Annotated in this window: 18 protein-coding genes; 9 read left to right on the top strand and 9 right to left on the bottom strand. The window is 70.0% G+C overall.

The window, feature by feature from the left end; all coding sequences use genetic code 11:
• Position 1 precedes the first annotated feature (1 nt).
• Positions 2–421: an Rv3143 family two-component system response regulator gene (locus ABEA34_RS23945; protein WP_345524284.1), complete on the bottom strand. Its 420-nt coding sequence runs from the start codon at positions 419–421 to the stop codon at positions 2–4.
• Positions 422–431: 10 nt separating this feature from the next.
• The gene (locus ABEA34_RS23950; protein WP_345524285.1) at positions 432–1397 is read right to left on the bottom strand and encodes a cytochrome c oxidase assembly protein; all 966 of its coding nucleotides are present in this window, start codon (positions 1395–1397) and stop codon (positions 432–434) included.
• 73 nt (positions 1398–1470) lie between these two features.
• Between ABEA34_RS23950 and ctaE the strand changes: the two genes are divergently transcribed.
• The 4 genes from ctaE to qcrB are packed head-to-tail and all read left to right on the top strand — an operon-like array spanning position 1471 to position 5860.
• The gene (gene ctaE / locus ABEA34_RS23955) at positions 1471–2109 is read left to right on the top strand and encodes an aa3-type cytochrome oxidase subunit III (protein ID WP_486348349.1); all 639 of its coding nucleotides are present in this window, start codon (positions 1471–1473) and stop codon (positions 2107–2109) included.
• 45 nt (positions 2110–2154) lie between these two features.
• Positions 2155–3030: a cytochrome bc1 complex diheme cytochrome c subunit gene (qcrC, locus tag ABEA34_RS23960; RefSeq protein ID WP_486348350.1), complete on the top strand. Its 876-nt coding sequence runs from the start codon at positions 2155–2157 to the stop codon at positions 3028–3030.
• Positions 3027–4109 carry a cytochrome bc1 complex Rieske iron-sulfur subunit gene (gene qcrA / locus ABEA34_RS23965; RefSeq protein WP_345524286.1) on the top strand — a complete coding sequence of 361 codons (1083 nt, stop codon included), beginning with the start codon at positions 3027–3029 and terminating at the stop codon, positions 4107–4109. The genes qcrC and qcrA overlap by 4 nt, the downstream gene beginning before the upstream one ends.
• Positions 4110–4111: 2 nt before the next feature.
• Positions 4112–5860 carry a cytochrome bc1 complex cytochrome b subunit gene (gene qcrB / locus ABEA34_RS23970; protein ID WP_345524287.1) on the top strand — a complete coding sequence of 583 codons (1749 nt, stop codon included), beginning with the start codon at positions 4112–4114 and terminating at the stop codon, positions 5858–5860.
• A 388-nt stretch (positions 5861–6248) separates the two neighbouring features.
• On the opposite strand, the gene ABEA34_RS23975 is transcribed toward qcrB, so the two are convergent.
• From ABEA34_RS23975 to ctaC, 4 genes are all read right to left on the bottom strand, one after another.
• Positions 6249–7457, bottom strand: coding sequence for a L,D-transpeptidase (locus ABEA34_RS23975; protein WP_345524288.1), 1209 nt, complete (start codon positions 7455–7457; stop codon positions 6249–6251).
• Between the two features lie 87 nt (positions 7458–7544).
• Positions 7545–7943 (bottom strand): cytochrome c oxidase subunit 4, encoded by a 399-nt coding sequence (locus ABEA34_RS23980; RefSeq protein ID WP_345524289.1) that lies wholly within the window; start codon positions 7941–7943, stop codon positions 7545–7547.
• Positions 7943–9547 carry a cytochrome c oxidase subunit I gene (locus ABEA34_RS23985; RefSeq protein ID WP_345524291.1) on the bottom strand — a complete coding sequence of 535 codons (1605 nt, stop codon included), beginning with the start codon at positions 9545–9547 and terminating at the stop codon, positions 7943–7945. The genes ABEA34_RS23980 and ABEA34_RS23985 overlap by 1 nt, the downstream gene beginning before the upstream one ends.
• Positions 9544–10470, bottom strand: a complete 927-nt coding sequence (gene ctaC, locus ABEA34_RS23990) for an aa3-type cytochrome oxidase subunit II (protein ID WP_486348351.1) — start codon at positions 10468–10470, stop codon at positions 9544–9546. The genes ABEA34_RS23985 and ctaC overlap by 4 nt, the downstream gene beginning before the upstream one ends.
• A 92-nt stretch (positions 10471–10562) precedes the next feature.
• On the opposite strand from ctaC, the gene ABEA34_RS23995 reads away from it, so the two are divergent.
• A complete protein-coding gene (locus ABEA34_RS23995) occupies positions 10563–11660 on the top strand; it encodes a cysteine desulfurase family protein (RefSeq protein ID WP_345524293.1) in 1098 nt (365 codons plus the stop codon).
• Positions 11657–11890, top strand: a complete 234-nt coding sequence (locus ABEA34_RS24000; RefSeq protein WP_345524294.1) for a sulfurtransferase TusA family protein — start codon at positions 11657–11659, stop codon at positions 11888–11890. Before ABEA34_RS23995 ends, ABEA34_RS24000 begins: the two co-directional genes overlap by 4 nt.
• 3 nt (positions 11891–11893) lie before the next feature.
• Here ABEA34_RS24000 and ABEA34_RS24005 read toward each other — a convergent pair whose 3' ends face one another.
• On the bottom strand, positions 11894–12877 hold the full coding sequence (locus tag ABEA34_RS24005) for a carbohydrate kinase family protein (protein ID WP_345524295.1): 984 nt from the start codon (positions 12875–12877) through the stop codon (positions 11894–11896).
• 63 nt (positions 12878–12940) lie between these two features.
• Between ABEA34_RS24005 and ABEA34_RS24010 the strand changes: the two genes are divergently transcribed.
• Entirely contained in the window at positions 12941–13135 is a 195-nt protein-coding gene (locus ABEA34_RS24010; RefSeq protein WP_345524296.1) for a hypothetical protein, read from the top strand.
• Between the two features lie 58 nt (positions 13136–13193).
• On the opposite strand, the gene erpA is transcribed toward ABEA34_RS24010, so the two are convergent.
• Positions 13194–13556 (bottom strand): iron-sulfur cluster insertion protein ErpA, encoded by a 363-nt coding sequence (gene erpA, locus ABEA34_RS24015; protein WP_345524297.1) that lies wholly within the window; start codon positions 13554–13556, stop codon positions 13194–13196.
• Positions 13557–13644: 88 nt separating this feature from the next.
• Here erpA and ABEA34_RS24020 point away from each other — a divergent pair, with 88 nt between their 5' ends.
• On the top strand, positions 13645–14589 hold the full coding sequence (locus tag ABEA34_RS24020; protein WP_345524298.1) for a methyltransferase domain-containing protein: 945 nt from the start codon (positions 13645–13647) through the stop codon (positions 14587–14589).
• A 7-nt stretch (positions 14590–14596) separates the two neighbouring features.
• On the opposite strand, the gene ABEA34_RS24025 is transcribed toward ABEA34_RS24020, so the two are convergent.
• Positions 14597–15667, bottom strand: coding sequence for a glycerate kinase family protein (locus tag ABEA34_RS24025; protein WP_345524299.1), 1071 nt, complete (start codon positions 15665–15667; stop codon positions 14597–14599).
• Positions 15668–15702: 35 nt separating this feature from the next.
• Here ABEA34_RS24025 and ABEA34_RS24030 point away from each other — a divergent pair, with 35 nt between their 5' ends.
• Positions 15703–16584 carry a GNAT family N-acetyltransferase gene (locus ABEA34_RS24030; RefSeq protein ID WP_345524301.1) on the top strand — a complete coding sequence of 294 codons (882 nt, stop codon included), beginning with the start codon at positions 15703–15705 and terminating at the stop codon, positions 16582–16584.
• The last annotated feature ends 2 nt before the right edge of the window (positions 16585–16586 follow it).

Below are 16586 nucleotides of genomic sequence, written 5' to 3' on the forward strand. Positions count from 1 at the left end.
CTCACGTGGCGGCGGGCACGCGCGAGCGCAGCAGCGAGACGACCGTCTCCGCCAGCTGGATCGGGTCCAGCGGGTGGGGTACGGCGGCCTCGGCCCGCGACCAGGTCGCCAGCCACGCGTCCTGCGGCCGGCCGGTCAGCACGACCACCGGCGGGCACTGGTAGATCTCGTCCTTGAGCTGCTTGGCGATGCCCATGCCACCCGCCGGGACGGCCTCGCCGTCGAGGATCGCGAGGTCGATCGTGCCGGCGTCCATGTTCTGGATGACGACGGGCTCGGTCGCGACCTCGACGTACTCGAGCTCGGGCAGGTCCGGGTGCGGCCGGCGGCCGAGCGCCAGGATCACCTGCTGGCGGGTGTTCACGTCGTCGCTGTAGACGAGCACCTTCAGCGGTGCCGTCGGGGAGGTCGAGTCGCTCACGTGGGCGAGCCTACCGGTCACCGTCGGCGGCGCGGGCGGTTGCCGCCCGTTCCTCGGCACGTTCTCGCGCCTCGATCAGGTCCAGGCGCCGGTCCTCCCGCTTGGCCTCCTGCAACGACTGCCGCACCCACTGCACGAAGAGCACCCCGAAGAGCACGAGCGCGACCAGGTCGCCGGAGCCCCAGAGGATGCCGCCGGCGAGGTGCTGGTCGTCGATCGGCGCCGGCAGCCAGCTGCCCATCGGACCGTTGTGCAGGTCCTGGTAGTGGTCGCCGCCGATGATGTCCTCCTCGGCCATGATCGTGACGCCCAGGAAGGCGTGGAACGGCAGCGTGAGGACGACCAGCAGCATCCGGAACGGGTAGCCCACCTTGCCCGGGATCGGGTCGACGCCGACGATCGGCCAGAAGAAGAGGGAGCCCACCAGCACCAGGTGGATGTGCATCATCTCGTGGAGGTACGTCGAGTCCAGCGTGGCCGGGTACCAGCCGGAGAAGTAGAGGGCCCACGGGGAGATGACGTAGAGCAGGAACGTCAGCGGCGGGAAGGTCAGCACCTTCGCCACCCGGGAGTGCAGGACCGCCAGCAGCCAGCGTCGGGGCCCGGCCGGCAGCGTGCGCAGCGCGAGCGTCACCGGGGCTCCCAGCGCGAGCGCCATCGGGACCAGCATCGCCAGGATCATGTGCTGCACCATGTGCACGCTGATCAGCGTGTCGTCGTACGTGCCGAGGCCGGAGGCGGTCGCGAAGTAGAACAGGCCCATGCCGACGGGCACGAAGGCGATCGTGCGGCCGACCGGCCACCGGTCGCCGCGGCGGTGCAGCAGCACGACGCCCCAGAGGTAGAGACCGACGACCCAGACGGTCAGCACGAACGCCACGGGCTGGAGCGACCACCCCGTCAGGACCGTCCCGAGAGTGAATCGGGGGAGGTCGGCATCGGCCTCGAAGGCCGTCACGACCGCTGGAATGAGCACGATGTGAACTTTATGACGACGAAACGCAGGGGGTCGGGGTGCCCTCCCCCTCAGGTCACGACATAATGACCACGTGGCGACAGCAACAACGATCCCGGCCTCCCGTCTGCACGGGCATCACGACCGTCCGAGCATGGTCTCGGTCGGGACGATCATCTGGCTCTCCAGTGAGCTGATGTTCTTCGCCGCGCTCTTCGCGTCGTACTTCACGATCCGAGCGGTGAGCCCCGAGCTGTGGGCCGACAACACGGCGATCCTGAACGTGCCGTTCGCCGCGGTGAACACCACGATCCTGGTGCTGTCGTCGCTGACCTGCCAGCTCGGCGTCTTCGCCGCCGAGCGGGGCCAGGTCGGCCGCGCCGGCTCGGTCTTTAAGGTGAAGGGCTGGGGCCTGCGCGAGTGGTTCGTCCTCACCTACGTGATGGGCGCGATCTTCATCGCCGGCCAGGCGACGGAGTACGCCTCGCTCGTCAAGGAGGGCGTGACGATCCAGGACTCGGCCTACGGCACGATGTTCTACCTGACCACCGGCTTCCACGGTCTCCACGTGACCGGCGGCCTGATCGCGTTCCTCTTCGTGCTCGGCCGCACCCTCGTCGCCCGCAAGTTCACCCACGAGCAGGCCGTGAGCGCCATCGTCGTGTCGTACTACTGGCACTTCGTCGACGTCGTGTGGATCGGGCTCTTCGCCACCATCTATCTCGTCCAGTAGCTCGCGCAGACCGGCCCCGCCCTCCACAAAACGCAAGGACTCAAAGTGCGTCTCCTGAATCGATCCGCAGGTCGACTCTCGCGGCACCGCCGTGGCCCGCTGGCGGGTGTGCTCGTCATCATCGCGGGGCTGTTGCTGACCGGTGGTCTGTTCACCGCGATCGTCAACACCACGGCCCAGGCCGACGAGACGGCGTCGAGCGCCGACCAGGTGGCCCAGGGACGCGACCTGTTCCTGGTCAGCTGCTCGTTCTGCCACGGCCAGAACGGCGAGGGCGTCCGCTCCGAGGACGGCAACCAGATCGGCCCGTCGCTGGTCGGCGTGGGAGCGGCGGCCGTCGACTTCCAGGTCGGCACCGGCCGGATGCCGATGGTGCAGCCCGGCGCCCAGGTGCCGTCCAAGCCCGAGACGTTCGACGACGAGGAGACCGCCGCGCTGGCGGCGTACGTCGCCTCGCTGGGCCCCGGCCCGGCGATCCCGGACGAGAGCGACTACAGCATCGAGGGTCTCTCCGACGACGAGCGTGAGGCCGCGATCGTGCGCGGTGGCCAGATCTTCCTGACCAACTGCACGGCCTGCCACAACTTCGAGGGCTCCGGCGGCGCGATGCCGCACGGTGGCTACGCACCGAGCCTCCACGAGACCAGCGCCCGCCACATCTACGAGGCGATGCTGACCGGTCCGCAGAACATGCCGAACTTCGCGAACGGCAACCTCTCCCCCGACGAGAAGCGCGACGTGATCGCGTACCTCTACTCCCTGCGTGACATGCCCAGCTACGGCGGCTTCGGCCTCGGCGGGCTCGGCCCCGTCACCGAGGGCCTCGCGGCCTGGCTGCTGGGCATCGGCGGCCTGGTCGGCGCCGCGGTCTGGATCGCAGCCCACACGACCCGGACGACTCGGAAGAAGGACGCGGCATGAGCACCCCGCCAATCCTCGACAGCCACGACGAGCCGGTGGACGAGAACCTGCCGGCGCGTGACGACCTGTACGCGAACCCGGGGATCCCCGAGCACCACTGGCGGCCGACCGACGTCGACCCGAAGGCCGAGAAGCGCGCCGAGCGCCAGGTCGCGGCGCTCTTCACGCTCTCCGCGATCTGCACGGTGCTGCTGATCGTCTCGTACTTCACCATCGACTCCGACGACACCGTCGGCAACCTCGGCGCCCAGAACCTGGCCTTCGGCCTGTGCCTCGCGGGTGCCCTGCTCTTCATCGGCATCGGCATCATCCAGTGGGCCCGCAAGCTGATGGCGGACGTCGAGATCATGGAGTACCGCCACCCCGCGGCGTCCTCCGAGGAGGACCGGGCGGCGACCATCCAGGCGCTCAGCGACGGCCTCGAGGAGTCCGGCATCGGCCGGCGCCCCCTCGTGCGCAACTCGCTGCTGGGCGCGGTGAGCCTGCTCGGCCTGCCCGCGGTCGTCTTCCTGCGCGACCTCGGCCCGACCAACGCCCAGGTGGTGGCCAACCCGCCGTTCATCGGCTCCGGCCTCGAGCACACCGTCTGGAAGTCCGGCATGCGCGTCGTCCGCGACGTCGTCGGCAGCCCGATCCGCCCCTCCGACCTCGAGATCGGTGACCTGGTCAACGCCGAGCCGGAGGCGCTGTTCAACGGCGGCGAGGACGGCGAGCCCCTGGAGGGCGTCGCCCTCCAGGTCGCCAAGTCCAAGGGCGCGGTCGTCGTCGTCCGCGTCGAGCCCGACGAGATCACCCCCGGCAAGGGCCGGGAGAACTGGTCGGTCGACGGCATCCTCTGCTACTCCAAGATCTGCACCCACGTGGGCTGCCCGATCTCGCTCTACGAGCGCACCACCCATCACCTGCTCTGCCCCTGCCACCAGTCGACGTTCGACCTGGCGGACTCCGCCCGCGTGGTCTTCGGCCCCGCGGCGCGGCCGCTGCCGCAGCTCGCGCTGATGGTCGACGAGGACGGGTACCTCGTGGCGCAGGACGACTTCGACGAACCTGTCGGACCTAGCTACTGGGAGCGTGGCTGATCATGGACACCAGCAAGGTAGCCACCAGCAACGCGACGACCGCGGCGACGGCGAAGAAGCCGAGTCGGGCCGCTGCCGCCGCCACCTGGGCCGATGAGCGCCTGGGCCTCGCCACGATGGCGAAGAAGAACCTCCGCAAGGTCTTCCCGGACCACTGGTCCTTCATGCTCGGCGAGATCGCGCTGTGGAGCTTCGTCGTGCTCCTCCTCACCGGCGTCTTCCTGACGCTGTGGTTCACGCCGAGCATGGGCGAGGTGCAGTACAACGGCACCTACGAGCAGCTGCGCGGCGTCCACATGTCCGAGGCCTTCGCCTCGACGCTGCGGATCTCGTTCGACGTACGCGGCGGCCTGCTGATGCGCCAGATGCACCACTGGGCGGCCATGCTCTTCGTCGCCTCGATGATGGTGCACCTGCTCCGCGTCTTCTTCACGGGCGCCTACCGCAAGCCGCGTGAGCTCAACTGGGTCATCGGCTCGCTGCTGCTGCTCCTCGGCACCCTCGAGGGCTTCACGGGCTACTCGCTGCCCGACGACCTCCTCTCCGGCACCGGCATCCGGGCCGCGGACGGCTTCATCAAGGCCAGCCCGGTCGTCGGCTCGTACATGTCGTTCTTCCTCTTCGGAGGCGAGTTCCCGGGTGAGTCGATCATCCCGCGGCTCTACACGATCCACGTGCTGCTGATCCCGGGCCTGCTGCTCGCGCTGATCGCCGCCCACATGCTGCTGCTCGTCTACCACAAGCACACGCAGTGGCCCGGCCCCGGCCGCACCGAGAAGAACGTCGTGGGCTTCCCGATGCTCCCGGTGTACGCCGCCAAGGCCGGTGGCTTCTTCTTCATCGTGTTCGGCGTGACCGCCCTGCTGGGCGGCCTGCTGTCGATCAACCCGGTGTGGAAGTACGGCCCCTACGACCCGTCCAAGGTGACCGCGGGCTCCCAGCCCGACTGGTACATGGGCTGGCCCGACGGCGCGCTGCGGATCATGCCCGGCCTCGAGACGCACCTGTGGGGCTACACGATCAGCTGGAACGTCATGCTGCCGATCCTGGTCCTGCCGATCGTCGCGTTCGCGTTCGTGATGATGCTGCCGTTCATCGATGCCTGGGTCACCGGCGACAAGCGCGAGCACCACCTGCTGGAGCGCCCGCGCAACGCGCCGACCCGGACGGCCCTGATGGTCGCCCTGATGACGATGTACGGCCTCTTCTGGATCGCCGGCGGCAACGACATCATCGCCATCAAGCTGCACTCGTCGATCAACCAGATCACGTACTTCCTGCGGATGGCCGTGTTCGTCGGACCGGTGCTCGCGTTCATCATCACGCGGCGCTGGTGCATCTCGCTGCAGCGCAAGGACAACGAGACGCTGCTGCACGGCTACGAGACGGGCATCATCATGCGGTCCGCCGAGGGTGGCTACACCGAGCGGCACCTGCCCCTCCCGGACTCGCGGGCCTACACGCTCACCGCACGCGAGCGCGACCCGAGCGTCAACGGTGGTCCCGAGGGCACCGATGCCAACGGCATCCCCGCCCCCGGCAAGGGCCGCCTGGCCGGCTTCCAGCACCGGGTCCGCACCCTCTGGTACACCGACAACCTGCAGAAGCCCACGCCGGCGGAGCTCGAGGAGGGCCACCACCACGCGGAGCACGAGCACGAGCTGCAGGAGTCGACCGAGGGCCACGCGGCCGACGGCCACCAGTTCGACGGCCACCACCTGGTCGAGGACGAGTCGCTCGACCGGCACTGATCAAGGACGCGCCAGCGGACTTGATGATGGTGGTCGAGCAAGCGACGCGAGTGAGCCTGCGAACTCGCGAGGAGCGTGTCGAGACCCAGTAAGCCAAGAATCAGCCTGAAGGCCGCCCACTCCCCCGGGAGTCGGGCGGCCTTCGTGTTCGGGGACGCGCCAGCGGACCTGAACGTCGGTGGTCGAGCAGCGATCGGGGACGCGCCAGCGGACCCGACGGAGCGTGTCGAGACCCAGCAAGACGAGAAGCAGCGTTGACCCTGTCGTGTTGTCCGTGGTCAGGGCTGGTTCGTCGCCCACCGGGTCTCGACACGCGCCTTCTGACTTCGCGGGCTCAGTCAGAGCGCTTGCTCGACCACCATCATCGAGTCCGCTGACGCGTCCTCGATCAGGAGAGCGCGGAGCCCTGCTGGAACTTCGCGAACGACTCGTTCCAGTCGCCGTAGCCGTTGTCGAAGGTCATCGGGCGGTCGGTGCCGGTGTACTCGACCACGTCGCCGCGACGGCTCATGTCGTAGAGCCACTGGGCGTTGGCGTCGCTCATGCCGGTGCAGCCGTGGGAGACGTTGGCGTAGCCCTGGGAGCCGACCGACCACGGTGCGCCGTGGATGAACTCGCCGGAGTAGGTGAGCCGCATCGCCCACTTCACGTCGTCGATGTCGTAGGCGTCGGCGGAGCCGGCCGGGATGCCGACGGTCTCGGAGTTCATCCGCTTGGTCGCGAACTTCTCGATGATCACCTTGATGCCGGAGCGGGTCGTGAAGCCGGGCTTGCCGGTGGTGATCGGGATGGTCCGGATCAGCTTGCCGTTGCTGAAGACCTTCATCTGGTGGGTCTGGGCGCTGACCTTGTAGACGTGCGCGTCGCCGACGTGGAAGTCGAGCTTGCGGCTCTCCTGCCCGTAGACGCCGCCACCCGCGGGGACACTGTCGACGTCGACGTCGACGTGGACGTCGGTGCCGGCCTTCCAGTAGGTCTTCGGCCGCCAGTGCGCCTCGGTGCTGCTGAGCCAGTGCCAGGCACCTGCCTGGGCCGGCTTCGACGTGACCGTCATGTGCTTCTCGAACGCCGCCCGGTCGGTGACCGGCAGGTCGAAGGTGACGATCACCGGCATGCCCACGCCGACGGTCTCGTCGGCCAGGGGCGCGACGGAGGGGTAGGTCTGCTGGTCGAGCGTGAGGTCCTGGGTCGCGAACCGCAGGTTGCGGGTCACCTCGCTGCCGTCCTCGCGCTTCGCCGTCGTCCTGACGACGTACGACGTGCCCGGCTCGAGGCGGCCGGTGGCCTGCCACCCGGCGCCGTCGGCCGTGATGTCGCCCGGGACCGAGCCCTGCGACGAGGAGACCCGGACGGCGCTGATGGTGCCGCCGTCGGCGGTGATCGCCAGCGTGGTGTCCACCGGGACGCCGGTGGCGCCCCGCTTGACGTTGGCGGAGACGTGCAGCGGAGCGGCCGGCGTCGCGCTCGGGGACTCGGAGGAGTCACCCGCCAGGGCGGAGGCGCCCGGCACATCCTTGCTGTCGCACGCGGTCAGTGCGAGCCCGGCGAGGATCAGGGCCGCGGTCGCCGCCAGTGGGCGGAGGCCTCGGTCGGACATGCTGCAACTCCCCATGAAGACGTGCGTGCGGTCTGGTCCAGCGTAACCGCCGACCCCAGGCCCGCCGCATTCCCCCGCGGCGGAGCGTCAGTGAGCGTGCACACCCCGGTAGTACTCGAAGACCCAGCCGCACAGCGCGATCGCACCGAGCAGCACGCCGATGATGAAGAGCCACCAGGCGCCGGCGGCGATGCCGAAGACGCACACCGCCAGGGTGAGCGAGCACCACAGCGGCCACCAGGAGTACGGCGGGAAGAAGCCCAGCTCACCCGCGCCGTCGGCGATCTCGCCGTCCTTACGGTCCTCGGGACGAGGGTCCATGTTCTTGGCGTGGAACCCGAGGTAGATCGTCACCATCAGGGTCAGCAGCGTCGTCATCGTGAGCGCCGACGTGCCGGTCCAGTCGCTGGTGATGAACCAGTACGCCGGGCTGACCAGCACGAGGAAGATCGTGCAGATCCCGAAGACCCATGCCTCGGACTTCATCAGGCGTTGCCTTCCGGGTCGTTGTTGCGGTCGCGCAGCATCTCGTCGCGACCCTCCATGTCAGGGGCGTCCGCCGGTCCACCGACCCGCGCCATCTCGTTGTCCTCCAGCTCGATCGCCGCCACCTCGGGGTGGTGCAGGTCGAACGCCGGCGACTCCGAGCGGATCCGCGGGATCGTGACGAAGTTGTGGCGCGGCGGCGGGCAGCTGGTGGCCCACTCGAGCGAGCGGCCCCAGCCCCACGGGTCGTCGGTGTTGACCAACGGCGCGCGGCGCGAGACGTAGACGTTGTAGAGGAACGGCAGTGTGGAGGCGCCGAGCAGGAAGGCACCGATCGTCGACACCTGGTTGAGGGTCTGGAACCCGTCGCTGGGCAGGTAGTCGGCGTACCGCCGCGGCATGCCCTCGACGCCGACCCAGTGCTGCACCAGGAAGGTGAGGTGGAAGCCGATGAAGAGCAGCCAGAAGTGCAGCTTGCCGAGGCGCTCGTCGAGCATCCGCCCGGTCATCTTGGGCCACCAGAAGTAGAAGCCCGCGAACATCGCGAACACCACCGTGCCGAAGACCACGTAGTGGAAGTGCGCGACCACGAAGTAGGAGTCGGAGACGTGGAAGTCCAGCGGCGGGCTGGCCAGGATGATGCCGGTCAGGCCACCGAAGAGAAACGTCGTCAGGAAGCCGATCGACCAGAGCATGGGCGTGTCGAAGGAGATGGACCCGCCCCACATCGTGCCGATCCAGTTGAAGAACTTCACGCCTGTCGGGATGGCGATGAGGAACGTCATGCCGGAGAAGAACGGCAGCGCGATGATGTAGACCTCGGGGTGCCCGAAGAACCAGAACAGGTGCTGCCACAGGATCGCGCCGCCGTGAGCGGTGTCGAAGACGTGGGCCCCGAGCTGTCGGTCGGCCTCCAGCGAGAGCAGCGCGCCGGCGAGCACCGGGAAGGCGATCAGCACGAGCAGGCTGGTGACCAGCGTGTTCCAGACGAAGATCGGCATCCGGAACATCGTCATGCCGGGCGCGCGCATGCAGATGATCGTGGTGATGAAGTTGACGGCACCGAGGATGGTGCCGAGACCGGCCATCCACAGACCCATGATCCACAGGTCGCCACCGACGCCGGGCGAGCGGATCGCGTCGGAGAGCGGCGTGTAGGCGAACCAGCCGAAGTCGGCCGCGCCCTGCGGGGTGAGGAAGCCGGAGGCGGCGATCAGGCCGCCGAAGAGGAAGAGCCAGTAGCTGAACATGTTCAGCCGCGGGAACGCCACGTCGGGCGAGCCGATCTGCAGCGGCATGATCACGTTGCCGAACCCGAAGAACAGGGGCGTCGCGAACAGCAGCAGCATGATCGTGCCGTGCATCGTGAAGAGCTGGTTGTAGAGCTCGTCGTTGACGATCTGCATGCCCGGGTAGGCGAGCTCGGACCGGATCAGCATCGCCATCAGGCCGCCGACCAGGAACCACGCGAACGACGTACCGAGGTAGAGCTTGCCGATCAGCTTGTGGTCGGTCGTGGTGAGGATCGTCGCGAGCATCTGCCCGAGCGGCTTGCGCGGCTCGGGGGTGACGCTGCTGGTGGGTTGTGCGGACGTTGCGGTCACTCCGCCCCCTCCTCGGACTCGTCACCGGCAAGGCCGGACTGGGTGCTGGCAAAGTCGCCGCCGAGCAGCGGCAGGTCGGACGTCGCGCCCGCGTCCTGCAGCTCCTGGAGGTGGGCGTCGTACTCCTCGCGCGTCACCACGTGGACGTTGAAGAGCATCCGCGAGTGGTAGACGCCGCAGAGCTCGTAGCACTTGCCCTTGAAGTCTCCGGTGCGCGTCGGGGTGATCGCGTAGTGGTTCACGCGGCCCGGGACGACGTCCATCTTCATCAGGAAGCCGGGGATGCCGAAGTCGTGGATGACGTCGGGCGAGTGCAGGTTGAAGCGGGTGGTCTCGTTGACCGGCAGGTAGAGGTCGGGGATCTGGGAGCCCGTGCCGGAGTCGTGGACGTACGACGTGTACGGGAACTCGGTCGAGGTCGGGGTGACGTCGCAGTCGCCCTTGTCGCCGATGCCGTAGTTGAACGTCCAGGACCACTGCTGGCCGACGATCTCCATGCAGTTGTCGTTGGGCCGGTCCTTGTCGAGCACGTAGTTCTGCGTCTCCACGGTGTGAGCGAAGAACACAACGACCATGATCACCGGGGCGATCGTGTAGAAGATCTCGAGCGGCAGGTTGTAGCGCGTCTGCACGGGGATCTCGTCGTCGCTGCGGCGACGGAAGCGGATGATCGCGTAGAAGATCAGACCCCAGACGATGACGCCGGTGATGAGCGCCGCGATCCACGCACCCTGCCAGAGGCTGAGGATGCGCTCGCCCTGCTGCGAAGCAGGGTCGGGCATCGCGAAACGCTCCCATTCACCCTTCGTCTGCGACGAGCAGCCACCGAGCACCAGGACACTGATACCCACGGCGGCTAGGGCGGCCGCGCGACGGATGGTCACGGGCTTCCCGGCCGTACGCCTGGGGAGTTGCAGACCCACGAACGAGCCTCTCTCTCAACGATCACGGATAGGTCGAACACTATCGGAATCGCACCCCAGATGAGCCGCTGGGGTGCCGGTAGGTTGCAGGTGTGAGAAAAGCCGCGGCCTACCTGGACTCGGCGTCCTCGGAGCCATTACACCCCGCCGCGCGCGAGACCCTGATGGCGGCCTACGAACGCGGGTACGCCGACCCGCGTCGCCTCCACGGCCTGGGGCGTGACGCCCGGCTGCTCCTCGACAACGCGAGAGCCGTGGTGGCGGAGTGTCTGGAGGTACGACCGGACGAGGTCAGCTTCACCCCTTCGGGTACTGCCGCCGTGCACCTCGGGCTGCTCGGCGCTCGGCGGGCCGGTACGACGGTCGCGCACTCCGCTGTCGAGCACTCGGCCGTGGTGCACGCCGCCACCTGGGCGGGCGAGGCCGTCGAGATCCCCGTCGACCGGGCCGGGCGGGTCGCACCCGGTCTCTCGGGCCCCGCCGGCTCCGGTGTCGTCGCCGTCCAGAGCGCCAACCACGAGGTCGGCACCGTCCAGCCGATCGCCGAGATCGCCGCCGGGCTCGACGTACCGGTGTTCGTCGACGCGTGCGCCTCGATGGGCCGACTGCCGCTCCCCCGCGGCTGGGACACCCTGGCGGGCTCGGCGCACAAGTGGGGTGGGCCGGCCGGCGTCGGCGTGCTGCTGGTCCGCAAGGGAGCCCGCTGGGTGAACCCCTTCCCCGCCGACGACCGGATCGACGAGCGCGCGACCGGCTTCGAGAACGTGCCCGCGGCCCTCGCCGCGGCGGCCGCCCTCCGGGCGGTCGTGGAGGAGCGCGAGGAGGTCAACGCGCGTCAGTTCGCGCTGGTCGACCGGATCCGGGCGTCCGTCGCCACGATCCCGGACGTCGAGGTGGTCGGCGACCCGGTCGAACGCCTCCCCCACCTGGTCACCTTCTCCTGCCTGTACGTCGACGGCGAGGCGCTGGTGACCGAGCTCGACCGGCGCGGGTACGGCGTCGCGAGCGGCTCGGCCTGCACCGCCTCGACGCTGACCCCCAGCCGGGTGCTCGAGGCGATGGGCGTGCTCACGCACGGCAACGTCCGGGTGTCCCTCACCCGCGACACCACGGCCGAGGACGTCGACGGCTTCCTCGCCGAGCTGCCCGACGTCGTACAGAGCATCCGCGCCGAGGCCGGCTTCCGGTGAAGGCGGACCTGGAGCTCGACTGCCGGGACATGCTCTGCCCGCTGCCGATCATCGAGCTCGGCAAGAGGTACGCCGAGGTGCCGGTCGGCGGGCTGGTCGCGGTCGTCGCGACCGACGTCGCCGCCCGGACCGACGTGCCGGCGTGGTGCCGGATGCGCGGGCAGGAGTACGTCGGCCAGGACGTGGCCGACGACGGGTCGCCGCGCTACGTCGTACGCCGGGTCAGCTGATCGTCAGCTGATGGCCTTGAGGTGCGGCTGCACCTCGGCCGCGGCGTCGGCGCCGTAGGACTCGTCGACCCGGGCCAGGAACTCGGCCGCGGTGAAGGAGTACTCCTGGGTGCCGACCGTCTCGACGACGTACGCCGCGAGCACGCACCCGACCTGGGCGGCGCGCTCGTGGCCGAGGCCCCACGCGAGCGCAGCGAGGAAGCCCGAGCGGAAGGCGTCGCCGACGCCGGTCGGCTCGACCGCGGTCACGTTGGCGGCCGCCGGGAGCTCGAAGGTCGCCAGGCCGCGGCCCTGGACCCGCACGCCGTCCTTGCCGAGCGTCGTGACCTGGACGTCCACCTTGTCCAGGACCTCGGCCGCGGTCCAGCCGGTCTTCTGCTCGATCATGTGCGACTCGTACTCGTTGGAGAAGAGGATCGCGGCCCCGTCGATCAGCTTGCGGATCAGCTCCCCGTCGCTGAACGCGAGCTGCTGGCTCGGGTCGGCGATGAAGGGGTAGCCGCGCTGGCGGCACTCCTCGGTGTGGCGCAGCATCCCGTCCGGGTCGTCGGCGCCGATGAGCACGTAGTCGGGCGTGCCGACGCGGTCGACCACGGGCCCGAGCTCGATCAGCCGGGCCTCGCTCATCGCGCCGGGGTAGAACGACGCGATCTGGGCGCCGGTCGGGTCGGTGGTGCAGACGAAGCGGGCGGTGTGCCGGGTCTCCGAGATGCGCACGTGGGAGCAGTTGACGTTGTGCCGCTCGAGCCAGGAGCGGTAGTCGGCGAAGTCCTCGCCGGCCGAGCCCACCAGGACCGGGCGCAGGCCCAGCTGCCCCAGGCCGAAGCACATGTTGGCCGCCACCCCACCGCGGCGGATCTCCAGGTCGTCGACCAGGAAGGACAGCGAGATCTTGTCGAGCTGCTCGACCACGAGGGAGTCGGCGAACTTGCCCTGGAAGCTCATCAGGTGGTCAGTGGCGATGGATCCGGCGATCAGCAGCGACATGACACGGGAGACTACCGATCAGTACCCGTAGGAGTACCAATCGGTAGCCCTTAGCGTCGGAGCATGAGCGCCCCGAGACTCGCGTACGACGACGCCGCCACCCCCGCCGAGATGCGGGCCGACTGCCTGGCCGTGCAGGCCTCGCTGACCCGGCCGCTGGCCGCTGCCGCGCGTGACCTCGCGCAGGAGCAGCCCAAGAGCGGCATCGAGGTCCCCGAGGCCGCCGCCCGCCTGGCCCGCGCCATCTATGGCGAGTAGCCGGCCCACGACGTACGAAAGCCCCCTCCCGATCGGGAGGGGGCTTTCGTCTGTCAGATCAGTGGAACGAATCACCGCAGGCGCAGGAGCCCGTGGCGTTCGGGTTGTCGATCGTGAAGCCCTGCTTCTCGATGCTGTCGACGAAGTCGATCTGCGCACCGTTGAGGTAGGGGACGCTCATCCGGTCGACCACGACGGACACGCCGTCGAAGTCGGTGACGACGTCGCCGTCGAGGCTGCGCTCGTCGAAGAAGAGCTGGTAGCGGAGGCCGGAGCAGCCGCCCGGCTGCACCGAGATGCGCAGCGACAGGTCGTCGCGCCCCTCCTGCTCGAGGAGGCTCTTCACCTTGCCGGCCGCGACAGCACTCAGGTTGATCTGGTCGGTGCGGCGCTCAGTGGTGGTCTCGAGCTGCTCGGTCATGTGGTGTCTCCCCAGGGTCGACGGAAGTCTTGGTACTAGCCCCAATGGTCGCACACACCTGGATATTCCCACCGTTAGGTTGAGCCGCATGCCTGTGAGCTCCCCCCGCCGTGCCGTCGCCCGAGCGCTCGTCCGTGCCGCCCGCACGGTCGACGCGACCGCCCTGCCCCAGCCGACGCCTCCGCCGCGCCGACCTCCGGGTCCGCGGGGCCCGGCTCCGGCCGGCCGCTGCCTGGTCTGCCACTCGCCCCGGGTACGCCGTCAGGAGGTGGCGTTCGTCGACGATCCCGAGCTGCGCAAGACCGTGAACGCCTGCCGGCGGTGCGGGTACGTCGCGATCGACGAGCTCCCGAACGACCTCTACCGGGGCAAGTCCTCGGTCGACGAGCTGCCGCCGCCCACCTCGCGGATGGGCACGGAGGACCGGACGGGTCGCGAGTTCGAGATGGCCCGGATGGCGCTCGACATCCTCGGGCGCCGCAAGCCCCAGGACGTGCTGGTGTACGGCGCCGGCCGCAGCCTCGACAACCTGCACATCCAGCGCCTGCCCGGCGTCGGCGAGGTCGCGATCGCCGACATCATGAAGGTCCGAGACGACGCCCCCTTCGTGGACCCGAACGAGCCCGGCGCCCGACGGTTCCCGATCGTGATCGCCAGCGAGGTGGTCGAGCACTTCCGCGACCCCTGGCCGGACTTCGCGACCATGGCGCGGGTGGTCGGACCGCGCGGGCTGCTCGTGTGCGGGACCAACGTCCACAGCGGCCGGCCGCGGCTTCAACGGCACCGCTACCTCTTCTACCCCGACCACACGTCGTACTACTCGGCGGAGTCGCTCCGGCAGATCGCCACCAGGCTCGGCTTCCACATCGACTTCCGCCTGCCCGAGGGACTGGGGACGCGGAAGCGCTACGTGCTGCTGAGCCGCTCGCCCGAGGTCCTCGCCCGGGCCGCCACCTACTTCGGACGGGTCGGGCTCGCCCCGTCCGAGGTCACGGAGCGACGCCGCGAGGCGGCCGCGGCGGCGGCCGGCTGAGGCGCGCTCAGCGCGACCAGGTGCGCGCGACCCGCTCGGCCAGGTCGGCCAACGCACCGGCGGGGTCCGCGAAGGCGCGCTCCTCGCCGGCCGCCTCCACGAGCGAGTACGCCGACTCGACGCCCAGCGCGCGCATCTCCCGGGAGCCCACGTGCACCTGGCCCGCCAGCACCACGCACGGACGCAGCGCCTCGCCGGCGATCTCGGCGACGCCGTACGGCACCTTGCCGCCGCGGCTGGAGTAGTCGAAGGCGCCCTCGCCGGTGATCACCAGGTCGGCCGCTCGGGCGCGCTCGGCGAGCCCGAGCGCCCCGGCGACCAGGCCGATCCCGGGCTCCCGGGTGCCGCCGAGGAGCAGCAGGGCGAAGCCGAGACCGCCGGCCGCCCCGGCTCCGTCGGCGAGCGCGACCTTGCGGTCGGTGGCGACCGCGAGCTCCTGCAGCCAGCCGTCGACGACCGGCAGCCGGTCCTCGGGGATGCCCTTCTGCGGGCCGAAGACCTTGGTCGCGCCGAAGAGCCCGGTCAGCGGGTTGTCGACGTCGGTGGCCGCGACCAGCTCGACGTCGAAGGCCGGCAGCTCGACGCCGGTGATGCCGGCCAGCCCCGCCGCCCCCTGGTCGAGCGGCCGGTCGGCGGTGGCCCCGAGCGCCGCGAGCAGGCCCGCTCCCCCGTCGTTGGTGCCGCTGCCGCCGAGCCCGAGCACGACCCGGGTCGCCCCGGCGTCGACCGCCGCGGCGACCAGCTCGCCGACGCCGTACGTCGTGGCCGTCTCGGCACCCTCGCCGCCCGTCAGGTGGAGCCCGCAGGCCTGGGCGGTCTCGACGTACGCCGTCTGCTCGCGCACCAGCAGGGTCGCCGGGGTCGGCTCGCCGTGCGGGCCGCGGACCGTCACCGCGAGCAGCTCGCCGCCGAGAGCGGCGTGCAGCACGTCGATGAAGCCCGGCCCGCCGTCGGCCATCGGCGCGAGGTCGAGCTCGTCGCCCGGGGCACGGCGCCGCCAGCCCGCGGCGATCGCCTCGGCGGCCTCGACCGCGGAGAGCGTGCCGGCGAACTTGTCGGGTGCCACCAGAACTCGCATGCGCCCATCCTGGCCCACTCCCTAGGGTCGACCTCATGGCAGACCTGACCATCCGCCCGATGACGCCCGACGACGTCGCGGAGGCCGAGCGCGTCAGCGACGAGGGGTTCTTCGAGCTCGACACCCGCATGCAGCGGATCTCCGGCCCGGCCCCCGAGCGCCGCTCCGACCCGCACCGCGCGGTGTGGATCGAGCGCACGCAGCACCTCCTGGTCACCGACCCCGGTGGTTGCTGGGTCGCCGAGGACGACACCGGGATGGTGGGCATGGCGACGTCGTACCGGCGCGAGACGCTCTGGTGCCTCGCGACGTACGCCGTGCTGCCCGGCCGGCAGGGTCAGGGCATCGGCAAGCCGCTGCTCGCCGCCGCCATGAACCACGGCCGCGCCTGCACCCGCGGGATGCTCTCGTCGTCCTCGGACGCCAAGGCGGTCCGGGTCTACCACCAGGCGGGGTTCGCGCTGCACCCGCAGATGTACCTGACCGGCACCCTCGACCGGTCCACGCTCCCCGTCATCGAGAAGGTCCGCGAGGGCACCGCGTCCGACATCGACCTGATGGACTCGCTCGATCGAGGGGCCCGGGGCGCCGGGCACGGTCCCGACCACGAGCTGATGCTGCGGAGCTGGCGGCTGCTCGTGTCCGACACGACCACCGGGTCGGGCTACGCGTACCTCAACGAGCGCGGTCAGCTCGCGCTGCTGGCGGCGTCCAACCGGCGCACGGCGACGCGCGTGCTCTGGGCCGCGCTGGCCGACGGACCGGAGCAGGTGACGATCTCCCACGTCACGGGGGCGAACCAGTGGGTGCTCGACGTCGGGTTCGCCGCCCGGCTCGAGCTGCACCAGGAGGGCTACCTCGGCCTGCGCGGGATGAAACCGCCCGCGCCGTACGTTCACAACGGTGCCCTGCTGTGACG

The sequence above is a fragment of the Nocardioides conyzicola genome (assembly GCF_039543825.1).
GTDB classification, from domain to species: domain Bacteria; phylum Actinomycetota; class Actinomycetes; order Propionibacteriales; family Nocardioidaceae; genus Nocardioides; species Nocardioides conyzicola.